At 34.0% G+C, this 21,551-nt stretch carries 22 protein-coding genes and 1 other RNA gene; 22 read left to right on the top strand and 1 reads right to left on the bottom strand.

Annotated elements, in window-relative coordinates; genetic code table 11:
• The gene (gene eno / locus PGC35_RS15825; protein WP_375219867.1) at positions 1 to 1,296 is read left to right on the top strand and encodes a phosphopyruvate hydratase; all 1,296 of its coding nucleotides are present in this window, start codon (positions 1 to 3) and stop codon (positions 1,294 to 1,296) included.
• Positions 1,297 to 1,821: 525 nt separating this feature from the next.
• Here eno and PGC35_RS15820 read toward each other — a convergent pair.
• Positions 1,822 to 3,360 carry a hypothetical protein gene (locus tag PGC35_RS15820; protein WP_375219866.1) on the bottom strand — a complete coding sequence of 513 codons (1,539 nt, stop codon included), beginning with the start codon at positions 3,358 to 3,360 and terminating at the stop codon, positions 1,822 to 1,824.
• 242 nt (positions 3,361 to 3,602) lie between these two features.
• Between PGC35_RS15820 and secG the strand changes: the two genes are divergently transcribed.
• From secG to PGC35_RS15715, 21 genes are all read left to right on the top strand, one after another.
• Entirely contained in the window at positions 3,603 to 3,830 is a 228-nt protein-coding gene (gene secG, locus PGC35_RS15815; RefSeq protein ID WP_053588441.1) for a preprotein translocase subunit SecG, read from the top strand.
• A 161-nt stretch (positions 3,831 to 3,991) separates the two neighbouring features.
• Positions 3,992 to 4,738 (top strand): alpha/beta hydrolase, encoded by a 747-nt coding sequence (locus PGC35_RS15810; protein WP_375219865.1) that lies wholly within the window; start codon positions 3,992 to 3,994, stop codon positions 4,736 to 4,738.
• Between the two features lie 42 nt (positions 4,739 to 4,780).
• On the top strand, positions 4,781 to 7,093 hold the full coding sequence (gene rnr, locus PGC35_RS15805) for a ribonuclease R (RefSeq protein WP_375219864.1): 2,313 nt from the start codon (positions 4,781 to 4,783) through the stop codon (positions 7,091 to 7,093).
• A 414-nt stretch (positions 7,094 to 7,507) separates the two neighbouring features.
• Positions 7,508 to 7,975: an SsrA-binding protein SmpB gene (gene smpB / locus PGC35_RS15800; RefSeq protein WP_375219863.1), complete on the top strand. Its 468-nt coding sequence runs from the start codon at positions 7,508 to 7,510 to the stop codon at positions 7,973 to 7,975.
• A gap of 95 nt (positions 7,976 to 8,070) precedes the next feature.
• Positions 8,071 to 8,425: a transfer-messenger RNA gene (gene ssrA, locus PGC35_RS15795) on the top strand.
• Between the two features lie 139 nt (positions 8,426 to 8,564).
• Positions 8,565 to 9,533 (top strand): tyrosine-type recombinase/integrase, encoded by a 969-nt coding sequence (locus PGC35_RS15790; protein WP_375219862.1) that lies wholly within the window; start codon positions 8,565 to 8,567, stop codon positions 9,531 to 9,533.
• Positions 9,534 to 9,565: 32 nt separating this feature from the next.
• Positions 9,566 to 9,907 (top strand): hypothetical protein, encoded by a 342-nt coding sequence (locus PGC35_RS15785; protein ID WP_375219861.1) that lies wholly within the window; start codon positions 9,566 to 9,568, stop codon positions 9,905 to 9,907.
• Positions 9,908 to 10,221: 314 nt separating this feature from the next.
• Positions 10,222 to 11,220 carry a hypothetical protein gene (locus PGC35_RS15780; RefSeq protein ID WP_375219860.1) on the top strand — a complete coding sequence of 333 codons (999 nt, stop codon included), beginning with the start codon at positions 10,222 to 10,224 and terminating at the stop codon, positions 11,218 to 11,220.
• Positions 11,221 to 11,458: 238 nt separating this feature from the next.
• Positions 11,459 to 11,803: a hypothetical protein gene (locus PGC35_RS15775; RefSeq protein ID WP_375219859.1), complete on the top strand. Its 345-nt coding sequence runs from the start codon at positions 11,459 to 11,461 to the stop codon at positions 11,801 to 11,803.
• Positions 11,804 to 11,814: 11 nt separating this feature from the next.
• Positions 11,815 to 13,053, top strand: a complete 1,239-nt coding sequence (locus PGC35_RS15770) for a M26 family metallopeptidase (RefSeq protein ID WP_375219858.1) — start codon at positions 11,815 to 11,817, stop codon at positions 13,051 to 13,053.
• On the top strand, positions 13,054 to 13,323 hold the full coding sequence (locus tag PGC35_RS15765; protein ID WP_375219857.1) for a hypothetical protein: 270 nt from the start codon (positions 13,054 to 13,056) through the stop codon (positions 13,321 to 13,323).
• A gap of 17 nt (positions 13,324 to 13,340) precedes the next feature.
• Complete coding sequence (locus tag PGC35_RS15760) at positions 13,341 to 13,757, top strand: hypothetical protein (protein WP_375219856.1); 417 nt, start codon at positions 13,341 to 13,343, stop codon at positions 13,755 to 13,757.
• A gap of 73 nt (positions 13,758 to 13,830) precedes the next feature.
• Positions 13,831 to 14,694, top strand: a complete 864-nt coding sequence (locus PGC35_RS15755) for an SU10 major capsid protein (protein ID WP_375219855.1) — start codon at positions 13,831 to 13,833, stop codon at positions 14,692 to 14,694.
• An 83-nt stretch (positions 14,695 to 14,777) separates the two neighbouring features.
• Positions 14,778 to 14,948 (top strand): helix-turn-helix domain-containing protein, encoded by a 171-nt coding sequence (locus PGC35_RS15750; protein WP_375219854.1) that lies wholly within the window; start codon positions 14,778 to 14,780, stop codon positions 14,946 to 14,948.
• Positions 14,949 to 15,131: 183 nt separating this feature from the next.
• Positions 15,132 to 15,956, top strand: a complete 825-nt coding sequence (locus tag PGC35_RS15745) for a hypothetical protein (RefSeq protein ID WP_375219853.1) — start codon at positions 15,132 to 15,134, stop codon at positions 15,954 to 15,956.
• Entirely contained in the window at positions 15,953 to 16,132 is a 180-nt protein-coding gene (locus tag PGC35_RS15740; protein ID WP_375219852.1) for a DUF5659 domain-containing protein, read from the top strand. The genes PGC35_RS15745 and PGC35_RS15740 overlap by 4 nt, the downstream gene beginning before the upstream one ends.
• 243 nt (positions 16,133 to 16,375) lie before the next feature.
• Entirely contained in the window at positions 16,376 to 16,552 is a 177-nt protein-coding gene (locus tag PGC35_RS15735) for a DUF5659 domain-containing protein (RefSeq protein ID WP_375219851.1), read from the top strand.
• Between the two features lie 17 nt (positions 16,553 to 16,569).
• Positions 16,570 to 17,634 carry a hypothetical protein gene (locus tag PGC35_RS15730; protein ID WP_375219850.1) on the top strand — a complete coding sequence of 355 codons (1,065 nt, stop codon included), beginning with the start codon at positions 16,570 to 16,572 and terminating at the stop codon, positions 17,632 to 17,634.
• A gap of 44 nt (positions 17,635 to 17,678) precedes the next feature.
• On the top strand, positions 17,679 to 18,062 hold the full coding sequence (locus PGC35_RS15725; protein WP_375219849.1) for a hypothetical protein: 384 nt from the start codon (positions 17,679 to 17,681) through the stop codon (positions 18,060 to 18,062).
• Between the two features lie 3 nt (positions 18,063 to 18,065).
• Entirely contained in the window at positions 18,066 to 19,673 is a 1,608-nt protein-coding gene (locus PGC35_RS15720) for a terminase large subunit domain-containing protein (protein WP_375219848.1), read from the top strand.
• Positions 19,674 to 19,720: 47 nt separating this feature from the next.
• Positions 19,721 to 21,049 carry a phage portal protein gene (locus tag PGC35_RS15715; RefSeq protein ID WP_375219847.1) on the top strand — a complete coding sequence of 443 codons (1,329 nt, stop codon included), beginning with the start codon at positions 19,721 to 19,723 and terminating at the stop codon, positions 21,047 to 21,049.
• Positions 21,050 to 21,551 lie beyond the last annotated feature (502 nt).

Raw genomic sequence — 21,551 nt, 5'->3', positions numbered from 1 at the left:
ATGCCAATTATTACACAAATTCAAGCTCGTGAAGTATTAGATTCACGTGGGAACCCAACGGTAGAAGTAGAGGTTTTTACAGAAAGCGGTGCATATGGTCGTGCAATCGTTCCATCTGGTGCATCTACTGGTGAATATGAAGCAGTAGAACTTCGTGATGGTGACAAAGCAAGATACCTAGGTAAAGGTGTTTTAAAAGCAGTAGAAAATGTTAATAACATTATCGCAGCTGAATTGGAAGAAAACTTCACAGTTTTAGACCAAGTATCCATTGACCAAGCAATGATCGAATTAGATGGTACAGAAAACAAAGCAAATCTAGGTGCAAACGCAATTCTAGGAGTTTCCATCGCAGTTGCACACGCAGCAGCAGATTATTTAGATATTCCTCTTTATCAATATTTAGGAGGATTTAATGCAAAACAACTACCAGTTCCAATGATGAACATTTTAAATGGTGGGGAACACGCTGATAACAACGTAGATATTCAAGAGTTTATGGTAATGCCAGTTGGAGCAGAAACTTTCCGTCATGCACTTCGTATGGGAACTGAAATTTTCCATAGCTTGAAAGCAGTGTTAAAAGAAGCTGGATTAAACACAGCTGTTGGAGATGAAGGTGGATTTGCACCGAACTTAAAATCAAATGAAGAAGCTCTTTCTACTATTATGACTGCTATCGAAAAAGCAGGTTACAAACCAGGAGAAGAAGTACTTCTAGCAATGGACGTTGCATCTTCAGAGTTATTCAATAAAGAAGATGGTAAATACCATTTATCAGGTGAAGGTGTTGTAAAAACTTCAGAAGAAATGGTTGCTTGGTATGAAGAGCTTTGTGAAAAATACCCAATTATCTCTATTGAAGACGGATTAGATGAAAACGACTGGGCTGGACATAAATTGCTAACAGATCGTTTAGGTAAAAAAGTTCAATTAGTTGGAGACGATCTTTTCGTAACAAATACGAAAAAATTGGCTGAAGGAATTGAGCAAGGAGTAGGTAACTCTATTCTTGTAAAAGTGAACCAAATCGGTACGCTAACAGAAACATTTGAAGCAATTGAAATGGCAAAACGTGCTGGATATACAGCAGTTATCTCTCACCGTTCTGGTGAATCAGAAGACGTGACAATTGCGGACATTGCAGTTGCAACAAACGCTGGACAAATCAAAACAGGTGCACCATCTCGTTCGGATCGTGTAGCAAAATACAACCAATTACTACGTATTGAGGATTCATTATATGAAACAGCTCAATACTTAGGCAAAAAAACATTTTATAACTTAAAGAAATAAGTTTGAGCATTACTTTTTACAACTGAAATCATTTAGTTGGAATCTAGAAGTGTTGAGTTGGAAAAATGACTACTTTAGTTAGAATCTTAGAGCATTTAGTTGGAAAATTAACTACTTTAGTTGGAATACCCTTTAAATGTAAGTTTTTATGCACTGTTAGATAGTGGGAATCTTAGAGGAGCGGGAAGTGACACAGTCACTTCTCGCTCTTTTTTAATGTAGTAGTCACATTCTCGATTTTTATTTTGGACCCGTTAATTTCCGTTCTAGGCGGACGCTTTCCGCCGGCATGGCTTCAGCCGCTTCCTTCACTACGTTCAGTCCAGGGTCTTCAGCTCATGCACCTGCCGCTTCGCTTTCGGTGCAGAATACATTTGCTATTCCGGCTGGAGTCGCCGCCTTCCACTCCAATCAACTATTATCCGCTTTTCAATTAATAACCATCATGCCATTAATCGAGCAAGTTATTGGATGACATTATTTAATAGGAAAAAGTTCCTTAACGATTGTTAAGGAGCTTTAACTTTAAAAGAGATATGGTCCAATCAAAAGAAATAATATTGCGAGATTCATAAATGTCGTATATAAAACAAATAGATTGAACGTTTCTTCGGACACTTTGTAACGAACAAGGAACAATGGTATAGTTGATAGAATCATAGCAAACAACAAGAGTAATATAAAATGCCAACCTTCCGTTATGAAGGGAATGTTATGAAGGATGGATTGAATAGTTGTAAATTTAAACAAGGAAATTGATTGCATACTAAAAAGAGCTATTAGATGAATAATAAAAGCCGTTTTATAGGAACGTTCTGGTCTAAATTTATTTAAAAAGTATAGACTTCCATACGTTATGATGAATGTTAGAAAAATCCATACAAACGAAAACATTGCTAGAATAAATCCATGAAAGAGATTACTTAATAAAGTATAAAAAGCTGCTTTATAATCTCCTTGCATGATTTCTTTCGTTTCTTTTTTCTTGATTTCCTCGGAGGATGAATATTCTAAAATGCGGTTGGAGCCCTTCATTTTTAAATAGGCAACCGTTTCTTGGTCTAGTAAAATCGAACGTTCATAACGGTTTCCTACTTTAGTAACAGCATTTGATTGGACTGTAGTATCTACTAAATCACCAACAAATATTTTGTTGACCTTCCCGAGAGAGGGGTCATACAATGAAGCAGAAAATGTAATAATCGGTGCTTGTTCACCTTGATAAATCATAGGAGACTGAATATCGCTTAATGAACTATTTGTTTCATTTTCCACAAACGATAGTTTATCGAAGACTGGTGATTGATGATTGCTTAGATCGAATTGTGCTAATTCAATGTTTTTTGTACTAGAGCCACCAGCTAATACTTTTTTATCCAGTGCAACAGCATAATTCTTATCTTTTAATTGAAAAATTTGCATAGATAAAAGATTTTCTTGTCCACTAATATTAAAAGTAAAGAGTTCAGAAAGCTCGTTGTAGAGACTATACAAAGTATAAAGTTTATCTTGCTTATTTTCAGTTACAACAAAGATTTGATCTTCTAGAATTTTAACAAAATTCACAGGCTCATCAGCTCTAAAACGTTGCTCTTCTTTCGTAAAAGGACTTTCTAAAATTACTATATCTTTATTCTCCGTCCAATACACGAGTGAATCTACTGTCTTTGTAAAGTTAGCAACGTCTGAAGCGATAACTTTTTCTCCTGAAGTTGTATTAGTATGAATAAGCGAATTTTCTCTTATAAAGTAGGAGTCCGTTCCATCGCTCCAACTATTTTTGTATGTATTAAGCGAATCAATCGCACGGTTTCTTTTACACTCTAACTCCTTGTCACACGTCAACACCTCTAGCTTTTTGAAGTCAAGCATGCTAATAGTGTATCCGTTTTCTTCTGGAACGCTTTGAAGTTTAGAAAAGTTGCCTTCTATCATTTCTAATTGAAATGACCTACTCCATTGTTCGGAGGGAGGATGAGTTTGTTCTTGTAGAGTTTCCCAATAAAGAAACCCTGTTATGCATACTATTATGAGTATGCTAAGTCCTATTAATTTGTATTTCACGATGTACCTTCCTTTTGCTATTATTTTATGAGTTTACTAATTTACTTAATTCTCTATAGGTTGTGAATTTCCTTTTTTTACTTTTTTTATGAATTGTAATCGATTGACTGTCATTGCTAAATTTTTAGATATATAATGAACCAGTTTATACTATACTGTTTTGTCGATAGACTGTTGTAAGTTCTAGTTTTTTTTGGTAAAATTAATATTGTTGTGAACGTTCTTATCAGGAGGTGGAATAAATGCATGCGTTTTTAATGATTTTACTAGTCATCGTATCGCTCGCATTAATCGTTGTCGTGTTGTTACAATCAGGGAAAAGTGCTGGTCTATCAGGAGCCATCTCTGGTGGGGCTGAACAACTATTTGGAAAACAAAAAGCTCGAGGCATGGACCTTGTATTACATAGAGTGACGATTGTACTTGCAGTATTATTTTTTATTTTAACTATTGCTGTTACTAAATTTTAAAACAGATCGCCTGACCGACTTCTGATTGGTTAGGCGTTTTCTTTTAAAAATTTTTACATACATATTAAGCTTGTATATAGTAATGTCTGGCTGCTGGACTTTTCCGTTATGAATGAAAGTAGTTAGAGGCATACTGTATTTTATATTGGAGGTATTTTTTTATGCGAATCACAACGCCTAAACCTTTTTTCTTTGAAGCTGGTAAACGAGCAGTGCTTCTACTACATGGATTTACAGGAAACTCATCGGATGTACGAATGCTTGGACGTTTTTTAGAGAAAAATGGATATACATCATTAGCGCCACATTATAAAGGACACGGTGTACCACCAGAAGAGCTTTTGGAAACAGGTCCTACTCATTGGTGGAAAGACGTCATGATGGCTTATGATCGTTTAAAGGCTGCAGGTTACGAGGAAATTGCAGTTGCAGGTCTATCACTAGGAGGCGTATTTTCATTGAAATTAGGGTATACAGTTCCTGTGAAAGGAATTGTGACGATGTGTTCTCCTATGTCCATGAAAACAACCGATATTATGTTTGAGGGTGTATTGAAATACGCAAGAGAATATAAAAAGTATGAAGGAAAAACAGAAGAACAAATCGAAAAAGAAGTAGAAGCAATACGCGAAACACCGATGGAAACATTATCAGAGTTAAGGGATTTTGTTTATAATGTACGTGATCACGTTGATCATATTTATGCTCCGCTCCTTGTTACACAAGGTAAAAAGGATACGGTCATTGATGTGAATTCGGCTACAATCATTTATGAAGAAGCAGAATCCATCGATAAAAATCTAAATTGGTATGAAAATTCTGGTCATGTCATTACACTTGGTCCAGAAAAGGAACAATTACATGAAGATATATTAAACTTTTTAGAGTCGCTTGATTGGAATGTGTAAAACGAACCAAAAGTGCACACGCTGAAAAAGGAGGGATGTAACATGGAAAATTTAAAAGATACGCTACTTGAATTAATGAGAGCAGATGAATATAAACCACTTACAATTAAAGAAATCGAGGAACATTTCGGTTATAGCCATTCGGAGGAATTTAAAGAATTGGTTAAAACACTTGTTCAAATGGAAGAAAAGGGCTTAGTTGTCCGTTCAAGATCCAACCGATATGGTGTGCCTGCACGTATGAACTTAGTAGTTGGAAAATTCATAGGACATGCGAAAGGCTTTGGTTTTGTTGCACCAGAAGAGGATGGCATGGATGATATTTTCATTCCACCAACTGAAGTAAATGGTGCAGTGAATGGGGATACAGTACTTGTTCGCGTATCCCGTGAAACTTCTGGAGATAGAAGAGAAGGCTCAATTATTAAAATTACACAAAGAGGGATTTCTAAGATCGTTGGTACTTTCCAAGACAATAAAGGCTTTGGATTTGTTATTGCAGATGATAAAAAAGTTCCAATGGATGTCTTTGTTGCAAAAGGTGATACACTCGGAGCAATTGAAGGGCATAAGGTTGTTGTAGAAATTACGGATTGGCCTAGTGATAGAAAATCGGCAACTGGTATTGTGACACAAATTTTAGGTCATAAAAATGATCCTGGTGTAGATATTCTATCAATTATTTATAAGCATGGAATTACGATTGATTTTCCACAGGAAGTGATCGATCAAGCAGAAGCTGTTCCTTCCGAAATCGATGAAAAGGATTTAGAAAATCGCAGAGATTTACGTGATGAAGTGATTGTTACAATCGATGGTGCAGATGCGAAAGATTTAGATGACGCCGTTACTGTGACAAAGTTTCCAGATGGTACATTTAAACTTGGTGTACATATAGCGGATGTCAGTCATTATGTGACAGAAGGTTCACCTCTTGACCGTGAAGCATATGATCGTGGAACAAGTGTTTACTTAACAGATCGCGTTATACCTATGATTCCACATCGCCTATCGAATGGTATATGTTCGTTAAATCCACAAGTGGACCGTCTAACATTATCATGTGAAATGATGATTGATGGATCAGGAATGGTCACATCCCATGAGATATTCCAAAGTGTTATTCGTACAACTGAAAGAATGACCTATTCAGATGTATATAAAATTTTGGAAGAAAAAGATGCCGCATTAATCGAAAGATACGAACCGCTTGTGCCGATGTTCGAAACGATGGCAGAGTTAGCAGCTGTCCTAAGACAGAAGCGTGAAGATCGTGGAGCAATTGACTTCGATTTTCCAGAAGCAAAAATTTTAGTTGATGAAGATGGTTGGCCAACGAATGTTGCAATTCGTGAAAGAACTGTTGCAGAGCGTCTTATCGAAGAATTCATGCTTGCTGCCAATGAGACTATTGCAGAACATTTTAAATGGATGGATGTTCCGTTTATTTACCGAATTCACGAAGATCCGAAGCCTGAAAAGCTTCAACGCTTTTTCGAGTTTTTAACGAACTTTGGACTTGTAGTAAAAGGAACAGGGAACAATATTCATCCGAAAGCATTACAGGAAATTATCGAGTCCATTGAAGGAATGCCGGAAGAACCGGTTATTTCGACAATGCTTTTAAGATCGTTACAACAGGCAAAATATTATGCAGAATGTCTAGGACATTTTGGTTTATCAACGGAGTATTATACACACTTTACATCACCGATCCGTCGTTATCCCGATTTAATCGTTCACCGATTAATCCGTACGTATTTAGTAGAAGGAGATGTATCTCAACCTACAATCAACCATTGGGGAGCAATAATGGATGATATCGCTGAACATACTTCTAAACGTGAAAGACGTGCAGTTGATGCAGAACGCGATACCGATTCATTGAAGAAAGCTCAATACATGGCTGACAAAATCGGAGAAGAATTCGAAGGTATCGTAAGTTCTATTACGAACTTTGGTATGTTCATCGAGCTTCCGAATACTATAGAAGGTCTTGTGCATGTGACGAACATGACAGACGACTATTACCGATTCGACGATCGCCAAATGATGATGATTGGGGAACGTGCAGGGAAGCAATTCCGCATCGGGGACGAAGTAACTGTACGAGTTGCCGATGTAAAAGTGGAAGAGTCATCCGTAGACTTTGAAATTGTCGGAATGAAAAAAGCATTCCACCGAACTCGAAAAGAAACACCAAAAGTAATACACGCGAAGAAAAAAGAAGGCTCTGGCAATCAAAGAAAAGGTTCTTCCCAACCTGGTCCGAAAAAAGAAGTAAAACAGAAAAAGAAATTCTACGAATCCGTAGCTAAAAACTCACAAAAACGTAAACGATCTAAGAAAAAATAAGGAGCGAGAAATCGCTCCTTCAGACTGTAGACAAACTAAAATTTATTCTAAATTAGTATAGAGTAGGTTTTCCGAAGCTTACCGCTCGCTTTCCGCGGGCGAGTGCCGAGCCTCCTACTGCAACAGGATGTTGGTCATGCAATCGTTGCCGCAGGACGCGGCGAACTTAGATTGCCTTCCTCTAACACGCTTTTGCGGGGTCTCGTCTGTCTCGCTTTTCCCGCAGGAGTCGAGCGGACGTTTCTCCAAACCGCAAAAGCCACTTTTTCTATATACTAAGGAAAAGTAATCTTGAGTTAATAGAAAAGTATAAAAAAATTAAAATAATGAACGAGACCGTTTAGTTAACTACCTTTTGTCTACAACCTGAAGGAGAGAAATCGTTTCTGCCCTACTTTTAAAGAGGTGAATGAGATGGCAAAAAAGAATGATGATAAAGTCCTTGCACAAAACAAAAAAGCCGGCCATGATTATTTTATAGAAGAGACAATTGAAGCGGGTATTGTATTGCAAGGAACAGAAATAAAATCGATTCGTAACGGTAAAGTACAATTAAAGGATTCCTTTGTTCGTATTCGAAATAACGAAGCATGGATTTCCAATATGCATATTAGCCCTTACGAACAAGGAAATCGTTTTAACCATGATCCTTTACGTTCCAGAAAACTACTTTTACATAAAAAACAGATTAGCAGCTTAATTGGTGAAACGAAAAGAGAAGGATTCACGATTGTTCCGCTAAAAATGTACATCAAAAATGGTTATGCAAAAGTACTAATCGGAATCGGTAAAGGAAAGAAAGATTACGATAAACGTGATGTGCTGAAGAAGAAGGAAGCAAAACGAGAGATTGAAAGAGCATTCAAGGCTCTTAACCAGTAAGGGCTTATCCAATACTGGTAAGATGTCTCACTTGAATTTTGACCTAATTTGATGTATAGTAAGCAATGTAACGAAGCTTACATTATTCCATAAACGGGGACGTTATGGATTCGACAGGGATAGTCTGAGCTTGAGTTGCGCGTCGGAGGCTCGGCTCCGTAAAAACGGACCTTATAATAACAGGCAAAACAAACAACAACTTAGCATTCGCAGCGTAAGCTCGGATCTGCTCTATTTATCCATCGCCCATGTGGCTAGGTAGAGCTCAACTTTAGTGGGATACGGTTGGCAGTGCCACTTGAGCTGTCAGCAAGAGATTTCCAAGTTAGCGTACAGGACGCCCGCTTATCGGCATAATGCTACGCGAAACTTTAAATAGGTAAGATACACGCGTAGAAGCTTAAGTGTTAGAGTTTCTGGACGCGGGTTCAAATCCCGCCGTCTCCATATTAAAAACTACGTTAAACGTAGTGGTATCAACGGTTTAACAACGTAAGGGATATTAGACGGGATATGAACTTTACGTAAATATCCCCACTTTTATCCCTAGTAATCAACCTTCTAATCATTCGATTGGGAGGTTTTTTTTATGGGAAGAAAAAGAGGAATATTTGCAGTACAGGTAGATGAAGTAGAAGTATCAAAGAAACCTGTAATAACTAAAAGAGATACGATAACTATTCCTAAAGCACTCACAACCATTTATCAACAAATGCGGATTGCAGGAAATCGAGAAAGGACTATTGATAGTTATAATTACATCTTTAATCAGTTTGTAGTGTTTAACAAACTGGAATATGTAGAGGATATTAATGCAGATTCAATTTATAACTATTTGGAATCCTTAAATGTATCTAATCAAACAAAACTAATACGACTAAAATCTATTAAAGCCGTTTTAGGTAAATTCTTTAATAACGGTTGGCTTAAAGAAAAATTTTGGAGTTATATTCAAATTAAAATTGATAAGGAAGTAAAAAAAGGTGCTAAAGCAAATGATATTGAAGTTCTATTATCATTAATAGATAACAATACATTCATCGGTTTTAGAGATAGAGTGGCGATTTTAACGCTATTTAGAACAGGTATCAGAATTAGAACATTAGGAGAACTAAAAGAGCGTCACATTGACTTTGAGAATCTTTATTTTAATTTAGATGGTGCTATTGTGAAGAACCATAAGTTTCTCAGATTACCTCTTGATGAAGAACTAGCAGAGTTATTAAAAGTCCTCATTAATCAAAATAAACTAATTCGAGATTATTACAGTATTGAAAATACAAACATATTTATTACACAAAATGGATTACCGATAAATGATAGTAAATCATCTAACAATGCTATCTCTAAGCAACTACACAAATATTCCGTTAAGTATGGACTAGAGAATATAAATCCTCACTCAATACGTAGAGGATATGCAAAATCATTATTAGATAAAGGAGCAAATATCGCTCTAATTTCTAAAGCACTTGGACATTCCGATTTAGCAGTAACAACTCAGTATTTAGATTTAGATATTGATGAAGTGGCAAATAGTTTAAGGGACTTTATTTAAAATACTACATTGGATTACAAGGAGGAAACATAATGATTATTAACAAAGAAAATTATAGTGAGTTTATAAAAGACGAGCGTGAACTTGAATTCGTTTTAGGTATGGAAGAAGAAACAGAAAGAGTAAATCAAGTTATGTCTGCTTTAAAAAAATATTTAGAAATAAAACAAACAACTGGGAGCATTGAAACCTTTTCTACAGAGGAAAATAGGTTTGAGATTGTTACATCAAGATACAATATTTATTTGTTGGTTTTACACAATGGAGATGTATGCCAATATACTATTAACAAAAAAATAAAAAAGCCGGCAAACTATTCAAGAAGAATGTATTTTGAATCGGTACTTGATACATTGAATAAATTTATACAATAACTTAATTAATAATCAATATCCAAAGGGAGCGTAAATGCTCTCTTTTTTTATTTGTCTTTTGCTATGCAAATATTCTAAATAAAATCAACCTTTTATTTGAATATAGACATCAAAAATTCCCTTATTATTAAGGGTTTTAGAGAATCGAATAAAATGCAATTTCAGTACAAATAATAATTATTTTTGAGTTTGGTTGATAAAGTGGAAAAATCTGACTATAATAGAAGTATATAATAATATATTTCCGTTAATCAGATATTTTGGTGTCCACTCTTTACTTTGAGTGGCTTATTATATTTGAAGGAGAATCATAAATGGAATTTATAGAGAAAATCAAAGCACATCAAGAGGGCAAATATGATTTAGCAACGGAACTTTTAAAACTTGCTGAATCGGATATGGTTGAAACACATATGGTATGTACCGAACATCAAGCAAAATTTTATGATGTAGAGTACGAGGATGAACGTACAGAGGTCTTTAGACGTTGGAGAGCAAAGTATACACCAAAACAAAATACCCCTGAGTATCGCATTGGGTTTAACTTAAAAGTTATATTGTCACGTCACAGTAAGAAAGCAAAGAATATGAAGTGGGCATTAGATACAGGATCACAGTTAGAGAAAGCAATTTTTGATGGTGAGAACTTTGTTTATACTGTCTTGACTTCATTAGGACATCATTATCATGTAGATGATTTTTATAAGATTCCTAAGAGAGTGTTAAAAGAAGTTGAAACATACCTGAGTTATCACAGTTGGTATGATTTCAAAAAGATTTATAGCGACCATCTAAATATCTCTCCTTCTGTTAATCGTGCCATTAAGAAACTTCAAGATGAAATATCACCCTTAATATTGGATTCACTATATGAGGTACTTCCAAAAGTAGACCTAACAAAAACAGATGAACAAATAATAGGTTTTATATCAATATCAGTTAGGAATAGAACGTATCGAAAATTAACAAAGTTACTGGGAACTAAAGTCCATCAGATAGATGGTGAAAAATATATTGTAAGAACAGATAAGATGAAAATGAAGCAAACTATTATAGATAAAATGCTAGGTGTGGACGAAGGTAAGTTGACCAATAATCAAGTGAATTTCTATCGCCAGTTGAAAAAGTTTATACAGATTGAAATAGATGCTCGGAATACTTCACCATTTACGTTTAGTAAAGAGAATGAAATTTTTAATATTAATAAAAGATACTTTGCAGAAAAGATGGAAATGAATGAATCGGCTTTTAAGCATAGATTGAAACGATTACAAGATAAGAAGGATAAAGATTTCTTTGCTCAAATAGGATAAATAAAAACGTCACACTTTTGGGTATAATTAGGTATAGTGTAGGGATAAAAACAAGACAACTATTTTTTATTCATCATTCAATTATTTTAGTATAGGGGAGTAGTTACCCCCTATCGTTCATTATAGTTTTACACCTGAGAGTAAGTTTGTCATTCTTGCTTTCTCCTAGAGGATACCGATATTTTTCGGTGTCCTTTTTTTATTGTACAAAATTAAATATAAAGGTGGTCACATACAGATGGCTCAAATTAATAATTATGGATATGGAAAGTTAAGAGAATACATTTTATCGAATTGGAATTATATAGAGGTACAAGATGAATCAGGGATTGCTGTAAAACGTTTTGGAATTGCAGATGGATTACAAATCACTGGGAACGTAGCGACACAAGAAATAGAATATAAAATAGTAATAACAGGTGATGCAACATTTCTAGGTAAAACAGTGGTAAAAAGTGTTCTATTAGAAGTTGCTACAAATGGTTCTCCAATAGCGACAGAAGTATTTGCTCCATTTACATTTGAAACAGTAGACGATCAATTAACAATCATCCACAAACTACAAGTTCCTCAGATTGTCTAAGAGGTGATTAAATGGCTACATTAATTAGCACACCTTCACAACTTCAAGCAATCAATAATAACCTAACAGCATCAGCATCATATGAGTTAGCAAATGATATTGATATGACAGGATTTAATTTTACCCTTCTTGCAGATGGAACAACATCAGCCAAACGATTCAAAGGAACATTTGATGGTAAAGGATACAAGATAAAAAACTTAAATATTAATAGGACTACTGCAAATGTTGGTTTATTTGGATTTACAGAAGGTGCAACAATAAAAAATGTTGGACTTGAAAACGTTAATATATCGACAACGCAAAATTATTGCGGTGGACTAGTTGGCTACTCCATAAACACAAATATTGACCAATGTTATACGACAGGTGAAGTTTTTGGTCAGTATGGGGTTGGTGGTCTAATAGGTTGGCTCGCTGCAACTACAAGTTCTACTATTTCAAATTGTTATTCGAGTGCCAATACAACTGGAAAAGGTCGAGTTGGCGGATTTGTTGGAAACTTAATTGATACTAAAAGTTTTATTTCTAATTCATATGCATATGGACTTCCGACCACTTTAGAAACTTCATACCCTGCAAGTGCATTGGTCGGTGATATAAACGCACTAGCAAAAAGCAATGTAACGAATTCATACTACAACTCAGATGTGAATAATTTTCATATTGCAGGAATTGGATTAACTACTTCACAATTTGCAGATTCATCTAATTTCTCTAATTGGGATTCTAATATTTGGGGCTTTGCTTCATATCCATATTTAAAAATCTTCGGTGTGCCTCCTATCCCTTCTAAGAAAAAAACGGTCAATATCGATAGCCATTTGAACGTCATTTCCAGTTCGCTAGAGCGTTCTAAACGAAAGGTGAGTATTACTTTATCACACGTTGGAAACGTCACTGGTGAAGCGTATACGTCACGACAATTGATTAAAAACGTCACTTCCCATATTGATGAAATAGTTTCGGATATAACTACTTTACAAAATGCGAGTGTTAAAGAATATCAAGTTTCTTCCTATATTGAAGGAATCGGATCAAACGCTAGTCGAGTAGTAAGAACGGTACGTACAGTTGAATCAGGAATACAACCAATTCATATTATGACGGATATTCAAATTCCATATAAGGTTGGAAAACCTGTATATGCGACTGTATATGTAATCGAAAATAAATCGAATATTAATCAAATAGTAAATCAATCAAATACTTCAACAAAAGAAAACGCAAATGAAATGAGCGTGATATAGATGTTTAAAAACGATACGATTCGTCTTATTGTACAATTTCGCACTTTTGACGGAAATAAAGTAACTCCCGATGATGTTAAATTGACGATATACGACAAGCAAGAAAATGTAATACAAGAAATCACATATGGTCTATCAACAGATGGGTTAGGTAAATATGAATACGATTATACGGATTCCACTGGCAAAGATTTCATCTTTGAGTACAGTGGGTTTTTTAATGAAAAACGAATTCTTGCGAGAGAATCGGTCAACGTAAAATTTAATTAAGAATAGGAGAATCACAAATGGAAAATGAACAAGTAGAAATTCAAGAGGTAGAGGTATCACCAGAGATTCAAGAACTTGAAAAACAGGTTTTAGAAAACGGAGAGCAAATAGAAAAAGCACAAAAATTAACAGAGGAAATTTTAGCAGAACGAAAAGAATTTTTGGAATCACTTGAAAAAGATTTATTTGAAAAAGAGAAAAACTTAACTCTAAAAGATAATGGTCTTGAAGCATTTGCAGAAATTATTAATGTTGATAACTCAGATGATTTGGGAAAAGTGGTTTCTAAATTAAATAAGATTGTGAATGACATCAAAGTTGCTAACTCTTATCAACCAAAAGATAACGCTACACAAGATGCTTATTCAGTACACGCAAATAATAAAGATACTAAATCAATGATTGGTTCAAAACTAGCCAATTTATTTAAGTAAAAGACGGTGGTTCTAAATGAACTAACGTCTTTTTAATTTCACAAAAAATATAAAAATAAAAGGGGAAATATAAATGTTTAAATCAACTAATTTTACAGAAGTAGAACAAATCTCACTATCTCAGGAAATCGCATTAATTGGAGTACAAGCAACTCCTTTCACATCTTTGCTTATGGCAAAAGGAAATATTGAAAAAGCATTATCAACTGTCTATACATGGAGAGAAAAAACATTAGACCATACAGACGACTTATCAGCAGTAGAGGGTTCAGATGATATTACGTTCCATGAAACTGCAAGAGCAGAACTTTCAAATATCCTTGAAATATTCAAAAAAGGTGCTTCAATCAGTGGAACAGCAGAAGCGATGAAATCTGTTCAATTTGCAAGTGAAATCAATGATCGTTTATTAGAATTAAAAATTAACATGGAGAAAAAGTTCATCAATGGTCTTAAAGCAGATGGTTCTACAACTCCATTTAAACGACAACTTTCTGGTCTAATTCAGTTTGCAGAACCTACTAATGCAGTAGTTGGTTTAGTAACAGAAGAAAATATTAAAGAAGCAATGAGAAACCTTTGGAACAACGACTTAGCAGAAGGGCAAGTATACGCTTTCCTAAATGCAGACCTTAAAGAAAAAGTAGATAACATCTATGCAGATAAATATGGTTATAGCCATGTGACTACTAACTTTGGTTTACTAGTTGATTCTATTAATACTAACTATGGTACTGTTCATTTTGTTTTATCTAAGCATGTGCCAGCAGATAAAATTGTGTTCTTTAATGATTCATATGTTGACCTTGCTTATTTACGTCAACCTCACTTTGAACCACTTGCTAAAACTGGGGATAGCGTTAAAGGACAAGTTATTGCAGAAGCGACTTTAAAAGTTGGAACTCCAAAAGCAGTAGCAGTTTTAACTGTATCTTAATTAACACACTAAGCACTCTCTTAAATGAGGGTGCTTTTTTAATGTAAGAAATTCAATTAATTGCATGGGAAGGGAGAATCATTATGACAGAAACAGAATTATTTGTTATGAGAAAAAGGAAGCGTATCAAACTTTCACAGGTAGCAGAATTTGTGGATTGCTCAATTAGTTTATTAAGCAGATTTGAAAATCAACAGGTAGCAATGGATAAAGAAAAGATCAAAAAATATCGAGAATATATCGAACAATACTAGAAACAACATACTTAAAGAAAATCCCAAAATAGAAGGAGTTGAACAAATGAATTATTCAACTTAGTTTCCTTTTTCGTAAATGTACTCAGTCGATTCAATCGGCTTTTTTTACTTGGTTTTGTGAAACCACTTGCGAAAAAGGAAGCAACAAATCATAGGAAACTGTATTGATATTCATTTAATATGAACAAACAATTAAAAGAATTATTTCCCCGATGGGTTCACCTAAAACAAGATGCAAATCTTATTATGACTAATGATATAGATTCGATTGTGTCATGTGGAATTTTAAAAGAAGTATTCGGCTATGAAGTAAATCAGTATTATTCTTTCTCAAAGTTGTATCAGAAGAACATAGAGGATACTAGGGAGAATATAGGGGTAGATTTAGCAATTAGGAAAGGTAAAACATACGACAATCATTTAACAAGATTTTATAACACTTCCGCTGCTAATCCTGAATCAGCAAATTTGAATTCAATATTAGATTTATCAGCACATAACTATACAGACAAATTTGCTATGTCTACTGCTATCATGTTGTGGTCACTTTATGACATACCCCTTCCTACTTCTTTAGAAGGGAAACTAATCCTATTAGCAATTGACAGTGGTTATAAAGGTCATTATGACATGAAATACAATGCAGTTCATACACAGTACTTAGAGATGTTAGGATTCACTGAGTTGATTGATATTCTAGTTGAATATGATGTTTCTGTATTTCAAAGAATTACACGTCAATTAAAGGATCAAGATGATAGAGTTTACAGACGTAATAATGGTGAGTTGCACACCTATCTAAACTTAGAAAATACATCTAAGCATATGGGTATCTCATTAGAAATTCCAAAAGGACAATTTTCAATAGTTCAAGAGTTTACAAATGAAAGATTCTCTACAGATAGCACAAATGATTTGATGAACAATGACAACGTTTTTTCTTATGCATTAACCCATAGAAACAAAGGAATGGTTTCCATTTATAAGAAAGGAGAATCAGCATGAATGAAATGACGAAAGAATATTTCTTTTGCTATACAAAAAGCATGAGCATCTACTTAAAAGAAAATGGAATTGATTATCTATTTAAAGCCATCTCAATTAAGAACAAGAAAATATTCACTTTATATAAGAAGTCACCTGAATTGCAAAGAGCGTTAGATTCATATGAAAAGCAGTAACACATAATTAGAGTTTTGGACTATCCTAAAGTATAATATAATATTATAATATATACTTTTGCTTAGTCCAAAATGAAATATTTGAATATAGATGTGAACAAAACTTGTTTTGTGAACAAGAGGTGACTTGTCACCGATACTTATGCTTCTGTATAGGTCGAGTGGAATGGCTCACCTTGTTCGCAATTCTCACTCTGTGCTTACGCACAATATTTCTATTTTAATTTAAAGGAGAATCACATAATGAAAAATTATAACTGTTTTAGTATAAAGCAAATGCAATTCCTTTTATCTAATGGACAAGTACCTATACATGTTATGGCTCACTCAAAAACGAAACGTACATTTTGGATATTCGAGCAAAATGAAAATTTGAGTATGTTACTAGAAAAATGGACAGCAAATAAATCAAACTTATAGAATGTGAGGACTTATAGATGATACTTATAGAAAAAGCGGTAATTGAATTATTAATACAATATGGATACAGTGATGGATCAGAATTTGAAACTTCTATATGGAAGCAAAGAGGTTGTTTAAAAGAGAATCATGATACGCACAAAGCAGTTTTAAGAAAACTAAGATGTATCTTTGAAGAAGTGTCTTATGAAGGTAAAGGAAAGAAACGCAAATATATTCTTGAAGGTTTACGAGAAGAACCACTTACAGATGAAGGTGGAAATAATGGTAGACCTCCAACTAATCACGACTTCCTTATGGACGAATATGTTATGAACAAATTAATAGAAGAAAATAAATTCCCATGCACATATAACAAATGGGCAAAGGATTTTGGATTCTTTAGCACAATTGGACTATATCATAATGAAACATTTAATATGATTCAGAAACTGCATAAGCAAACTCCAGAACTATACAATGCAAAGGAAATTCTTGATGAGTTTTCAGATACAGTAAAGAAACGTAATTCAGATATTGTAGAAAAAGCGTTTAAACGTTTACAGGAAGCAAAAAGAATAAACGTTGTTGAGGTTTACAATTTCAGAAAGTTGGATGGAAAATTTAAGATTGTCGAAAAGGAAACGTATGAAAAAGTAGTTGAAGTTTTTAAAGTGTTCCTAAAGGAAAATGAAATTACAATGTTCCAATACAACAAAATTAGAGAGAAGAAAGCACTCTCTGAGATGGAAAAGGAAATTATGAAAAATGCAGAAATCACATTATCGAAATATAATGTAGAGTTTTATTTTATAAGTTATCAAGTTGAAATTTTGGATTCAACAATTCATCAAGTCGTTACAAAGGAAGAATTTAATAATGCTTATATCACAAGATTAGTTGAACTTACTAAGCAACGTCAAGAAAGATATGTAAGAAAAGAATCCAATTTCTTTTGGCAAAAGTATTACATGGTAAATACATTTGCTCTATTACGTTTTTTAGGTGTAAACGGTTTTGGATTAGATGAAATAATAATCGAAGAATTGAATAAACGTCCAATAGCATTTGGACATGGAATGGACTTATCGAAGTTATTTTGATAGGTCTTTTTTTATTGCATGAAAATCATTAGGAGGAATAGAAGATGGAATTAAATCAAGCGTTAAAAGATTTAACATATAAGAAACAACTATATTTCAAATGGAAAAATAATTATGGCATGAGGAATCCACGAACTGAGGAATCAATCTTAAAGGAAATTAATGCAAAAGATTTCTTCACCTATGAAAAGTGGGAATTGAGTGAGGAATATCAGTTCCTAATGAATCTATTGTTGCAGTCGAAAATTGGACAAGATATGCAGATTATATATGAAGCAACTAGCGAGAAAGCAAAAGCCGGAGATGAAAAGGCGACTAAACTTCTATTTGAAATCCAAAAACAAATAGTAGCAATGAATAAAGAATACAAGAGTAAGAAACCAACTAAACAGGATTCCAAAAATGTATATGACGATTTGGAGTTGTGATGAATGACTACAAAGCAGACAAAGAAACCTGAGAATAAACTTCAAAAGGTACTAGATGATTTTGAGTTATTTGCAAAGAACTTTATTTTCATAACAGACAATGAGAACCAACTTGTAAGATTTGAAATAAATGATGCTCAAAAAGAAATCAATGACCTCATGAGTAAGAATCGTTTCATCATAATTGGTAAAGCAAGGCAAAGTGGCATCTCTACTTTTGTATTAGGTAAAGCATTATGGAGAGCATTGACGAAACCAAATGAAAACATTCTTATAGTTAGTTATAAAGGGGATTCTGCAAAAGCACTCTTTGATAAATTAAAGATGATGAATGATTCTATACCTAGAGAGAAATATCCTAATGTGTTCCCAACAACTAAACGTGACAACAGGGGAGAATTATTCTTTTCAAATGGGAGCAGAATTTCAAGTGTAACGGCTGGATCAAAAAGTATTGGTCGAGGAAGTACGTACACATATATTCATCTATCTGAGTTTGCTTTTTATCAAGCACAAGAAACACAATTATTATCAGTTGAACAATCACTTGCAAAAGGAGAACAATCGCAACTAACAATAGAAACAACTTCCAACGGTACAGGCAACCACTTCTATAAACTCTACACACAAGCCATGAAAGGCAAATCAAAATATGTAGATTATTTTGTTCCTTTCTTCCACAAATTATATTCCAAACAATTCAAATATGATTATGCAGAAGCAGAAATATGGTACAAAGCAACCAACAAGGGAAAACGTCTTTCACTAGATGAATTAGAAGATGATGAACTTGTATTACACAATTCAGGTGCAAACTTAAAGCAGTTAATGTGGAGAAGATGGAAGATTCAAGATATGGAAGATGAAACTCAGTTCATGCAAGAGTTCCCTTCCAATCCAATTGAAAGTTTTATATCCACTGGAAGAAGTGTATTTGACCAAACAAAAGTATTGAAGCGTATGAGTGCCACAAATGAGCCATTATCTAAAAATGAAGTGTCTGAGATTGTACCTGAGAGCGTTTTAAAATACGTTAATCGGGGACTTGCCTTGTTTGAATTGCCTGAGAGGTCGAAGAAATACTACTTTGGGGTTGATACTGCAAGTGGCAGCGGTCAAGATTTCAGTACAATTTCTGTATTCGATATAGATGGACAACAAGTTTTAAGTTTTTACCACAACAAAATAACAATATATGAATTTGCTCAGGTCATCTATGACTTGGGTATTTTTTATAACTATGCCTTTTTAACAGTCGAATCTAACTCTTATGGTTTAGCGGTTATTGAGCGTTTACGTAAAGAGAAACAATATCTCAATATGTATAAGATGAAAACATTTGATGAACGTGGCAAGAAGAAACTTAAAGTCGGATTCTTAACATCTCAAAAAACAAAACCTATCATGATTTCAGATTTCAAAGAGCAATTTGAATTAGGACTAATCAATATTGAATGTAAAGTAACTCTTAATCAGATGCAGATGTTCATTGAAACAAATGGACGTACTGGAAACAAAAAAGGTAACAGCGACCTTCATCATGATGATAGTGTAATCTCTTCTGCTCTTGCAATACAGGGCATGAAAGCAAATAAGTGGTATGTGGATTGATAGAGAGGTTCACTATGAACTTCACAAAATTAGAAAGGATTGATTAGATGAATTTAGAAAAATACATCAAAGTTAAATATAAGAATAAAACAGGTTGGTTTGTGGAGGAAGCAACTTCATTTCATAACACATCAAGAGTATTAGATGTACAGAACAAAAAGGATTACTTAGAAGGACACCATAATATTTTAAATCGTCCTGCATATCAATATAATGGTCAATTGGTTGAACCACGTAAAATTGTATTGAACATGGCAAAAACAATCTTGTCATTCCAAACGCAATTCCTTTTAAAGAATCCTGTACAAATAACAGGTAAAGAAAAGATGGTAGAGGAATTTCAAGTGGTCAATAAGTTAGGCAAATTTAATGAAAAGAACATTGCTATCCTTGATAAACTTTTAAAGTTTGGAAATGTATATGAATATATCTATATAGATAAGAAAGGATATATAACATCTAAGATTATCAATAGTGATGAAGGTTTTCCTGTTTATAATCAGCATAACGAGATGATTGGATTCATTGAACATTATGTATTTGATGGTATCTCATATTACGTTGTCTATGATGATGAAAAGGTTCAAGAGTGGACTAATGAGGGTGGATCACTGCAAATGACTTCACAGTTTGCTAATCTGAGTGGATTGCCAGTTGCTTATGTATCAACTAATGAACACAGTGAAACAGAAGGAAGAAGTCAGTTAGATGATTTCATAGGCATACTAGACAACATGGAGGATTTAATTTCTAAGACAGTTGACGGTCTATATAAGATGATTAATCCAGTTCCAGTTATCTCAGGACAACAATTGAAGGGTTCTATTCCTCAACATATTGTGGGTGGGGGTATTCAGTTAGATGATGGTGGTACATTTAGTTTTGAATCGGCTACTATTGATGCAAAAGCATTTGATATCTTGTATACACAGTTGTATCAATCATTGTTGGATATAAGTATGACACCTTCTGTATCAATGGGGAGAGCAGAGATAAGCAATGTGTCTGAGCAATCTGTACGCTTATTGTTCTCATTGGCTAGTGTTAAAGGTGGAATGAATGAGCAGTGTTTACGTAAAGGATTCTATGAACGTTGGGATAAGATAAGAGGATTGCTTAGTTATAAAGGTGTAAGCATTAATGATAAAGCATGGTCAACGTTTGATGTGATGTTCACGTATGACTTACCTTCTAATGATGCAGAGTTGATTAGCAACATGAAGGAGATGAGAGCAATGGGTGGATTGAGTATGGAGAGTATGCTTGAGTTATCACCTTTGACTAGTGATGTTGGTCAAGAAATGGAACGTCTAAATAATGAGGGAAATAAAGTTGATGTTGCTCAGGTTCAACGTGAACTAGACGTAAATAGTTGAATGAGTAAATATTAGTAAAAAATTTGAGAAATATTGTGTGAGAATATTATTGAATTGAGTGGTAGATGTGAGTGGGGTATTTGCTCTAAGTCGAGTGTTAAGGATAAAGATAATTTAATGAGAATGTAGACGTATCAAGGGGAGAAGGTGATAGTGTATATATCCAAAATTTTTCTCTTGTTATATAAGAATGAATGTTCGTATATATGATGAAAAAATGAATCCAGTTTGTAACTGAGATTTTTTTAGTTTACCATTTAATTAACAATCCGATATGGTTAATAATTACAGTGGATTCAGGAGCAACTAATAAACGATTCTCTATCCATTATCTAATAAAAATTTGATTTTAATTGAGAATCTGTACGGTATTATAATAGTCATTATAGAACAATGGCTTTAAATCAACGTTTAGATGAGAGTAGAACCATAGTACTAATCCCTTATTGTAATTAATTGTAGAAAAGTTTATTGGATACCCCTAAATTTTAAAAAGTCCGCC

Origin of the sequence: Psychrobacillus sp. PGGUH221 (assembly GCF_042055255.1) — a bacterium.
Taxonomy (GTDB): domain Bacteria; phylum Bacillota; class Bacilli; order Bacillales_A; family Planococcaceae; genus Psychrobacillus.
Note: the sequence above shows the minus strand (reverse complement) of the source record. Positions and strands in the feature narration are given on the sequence as shown.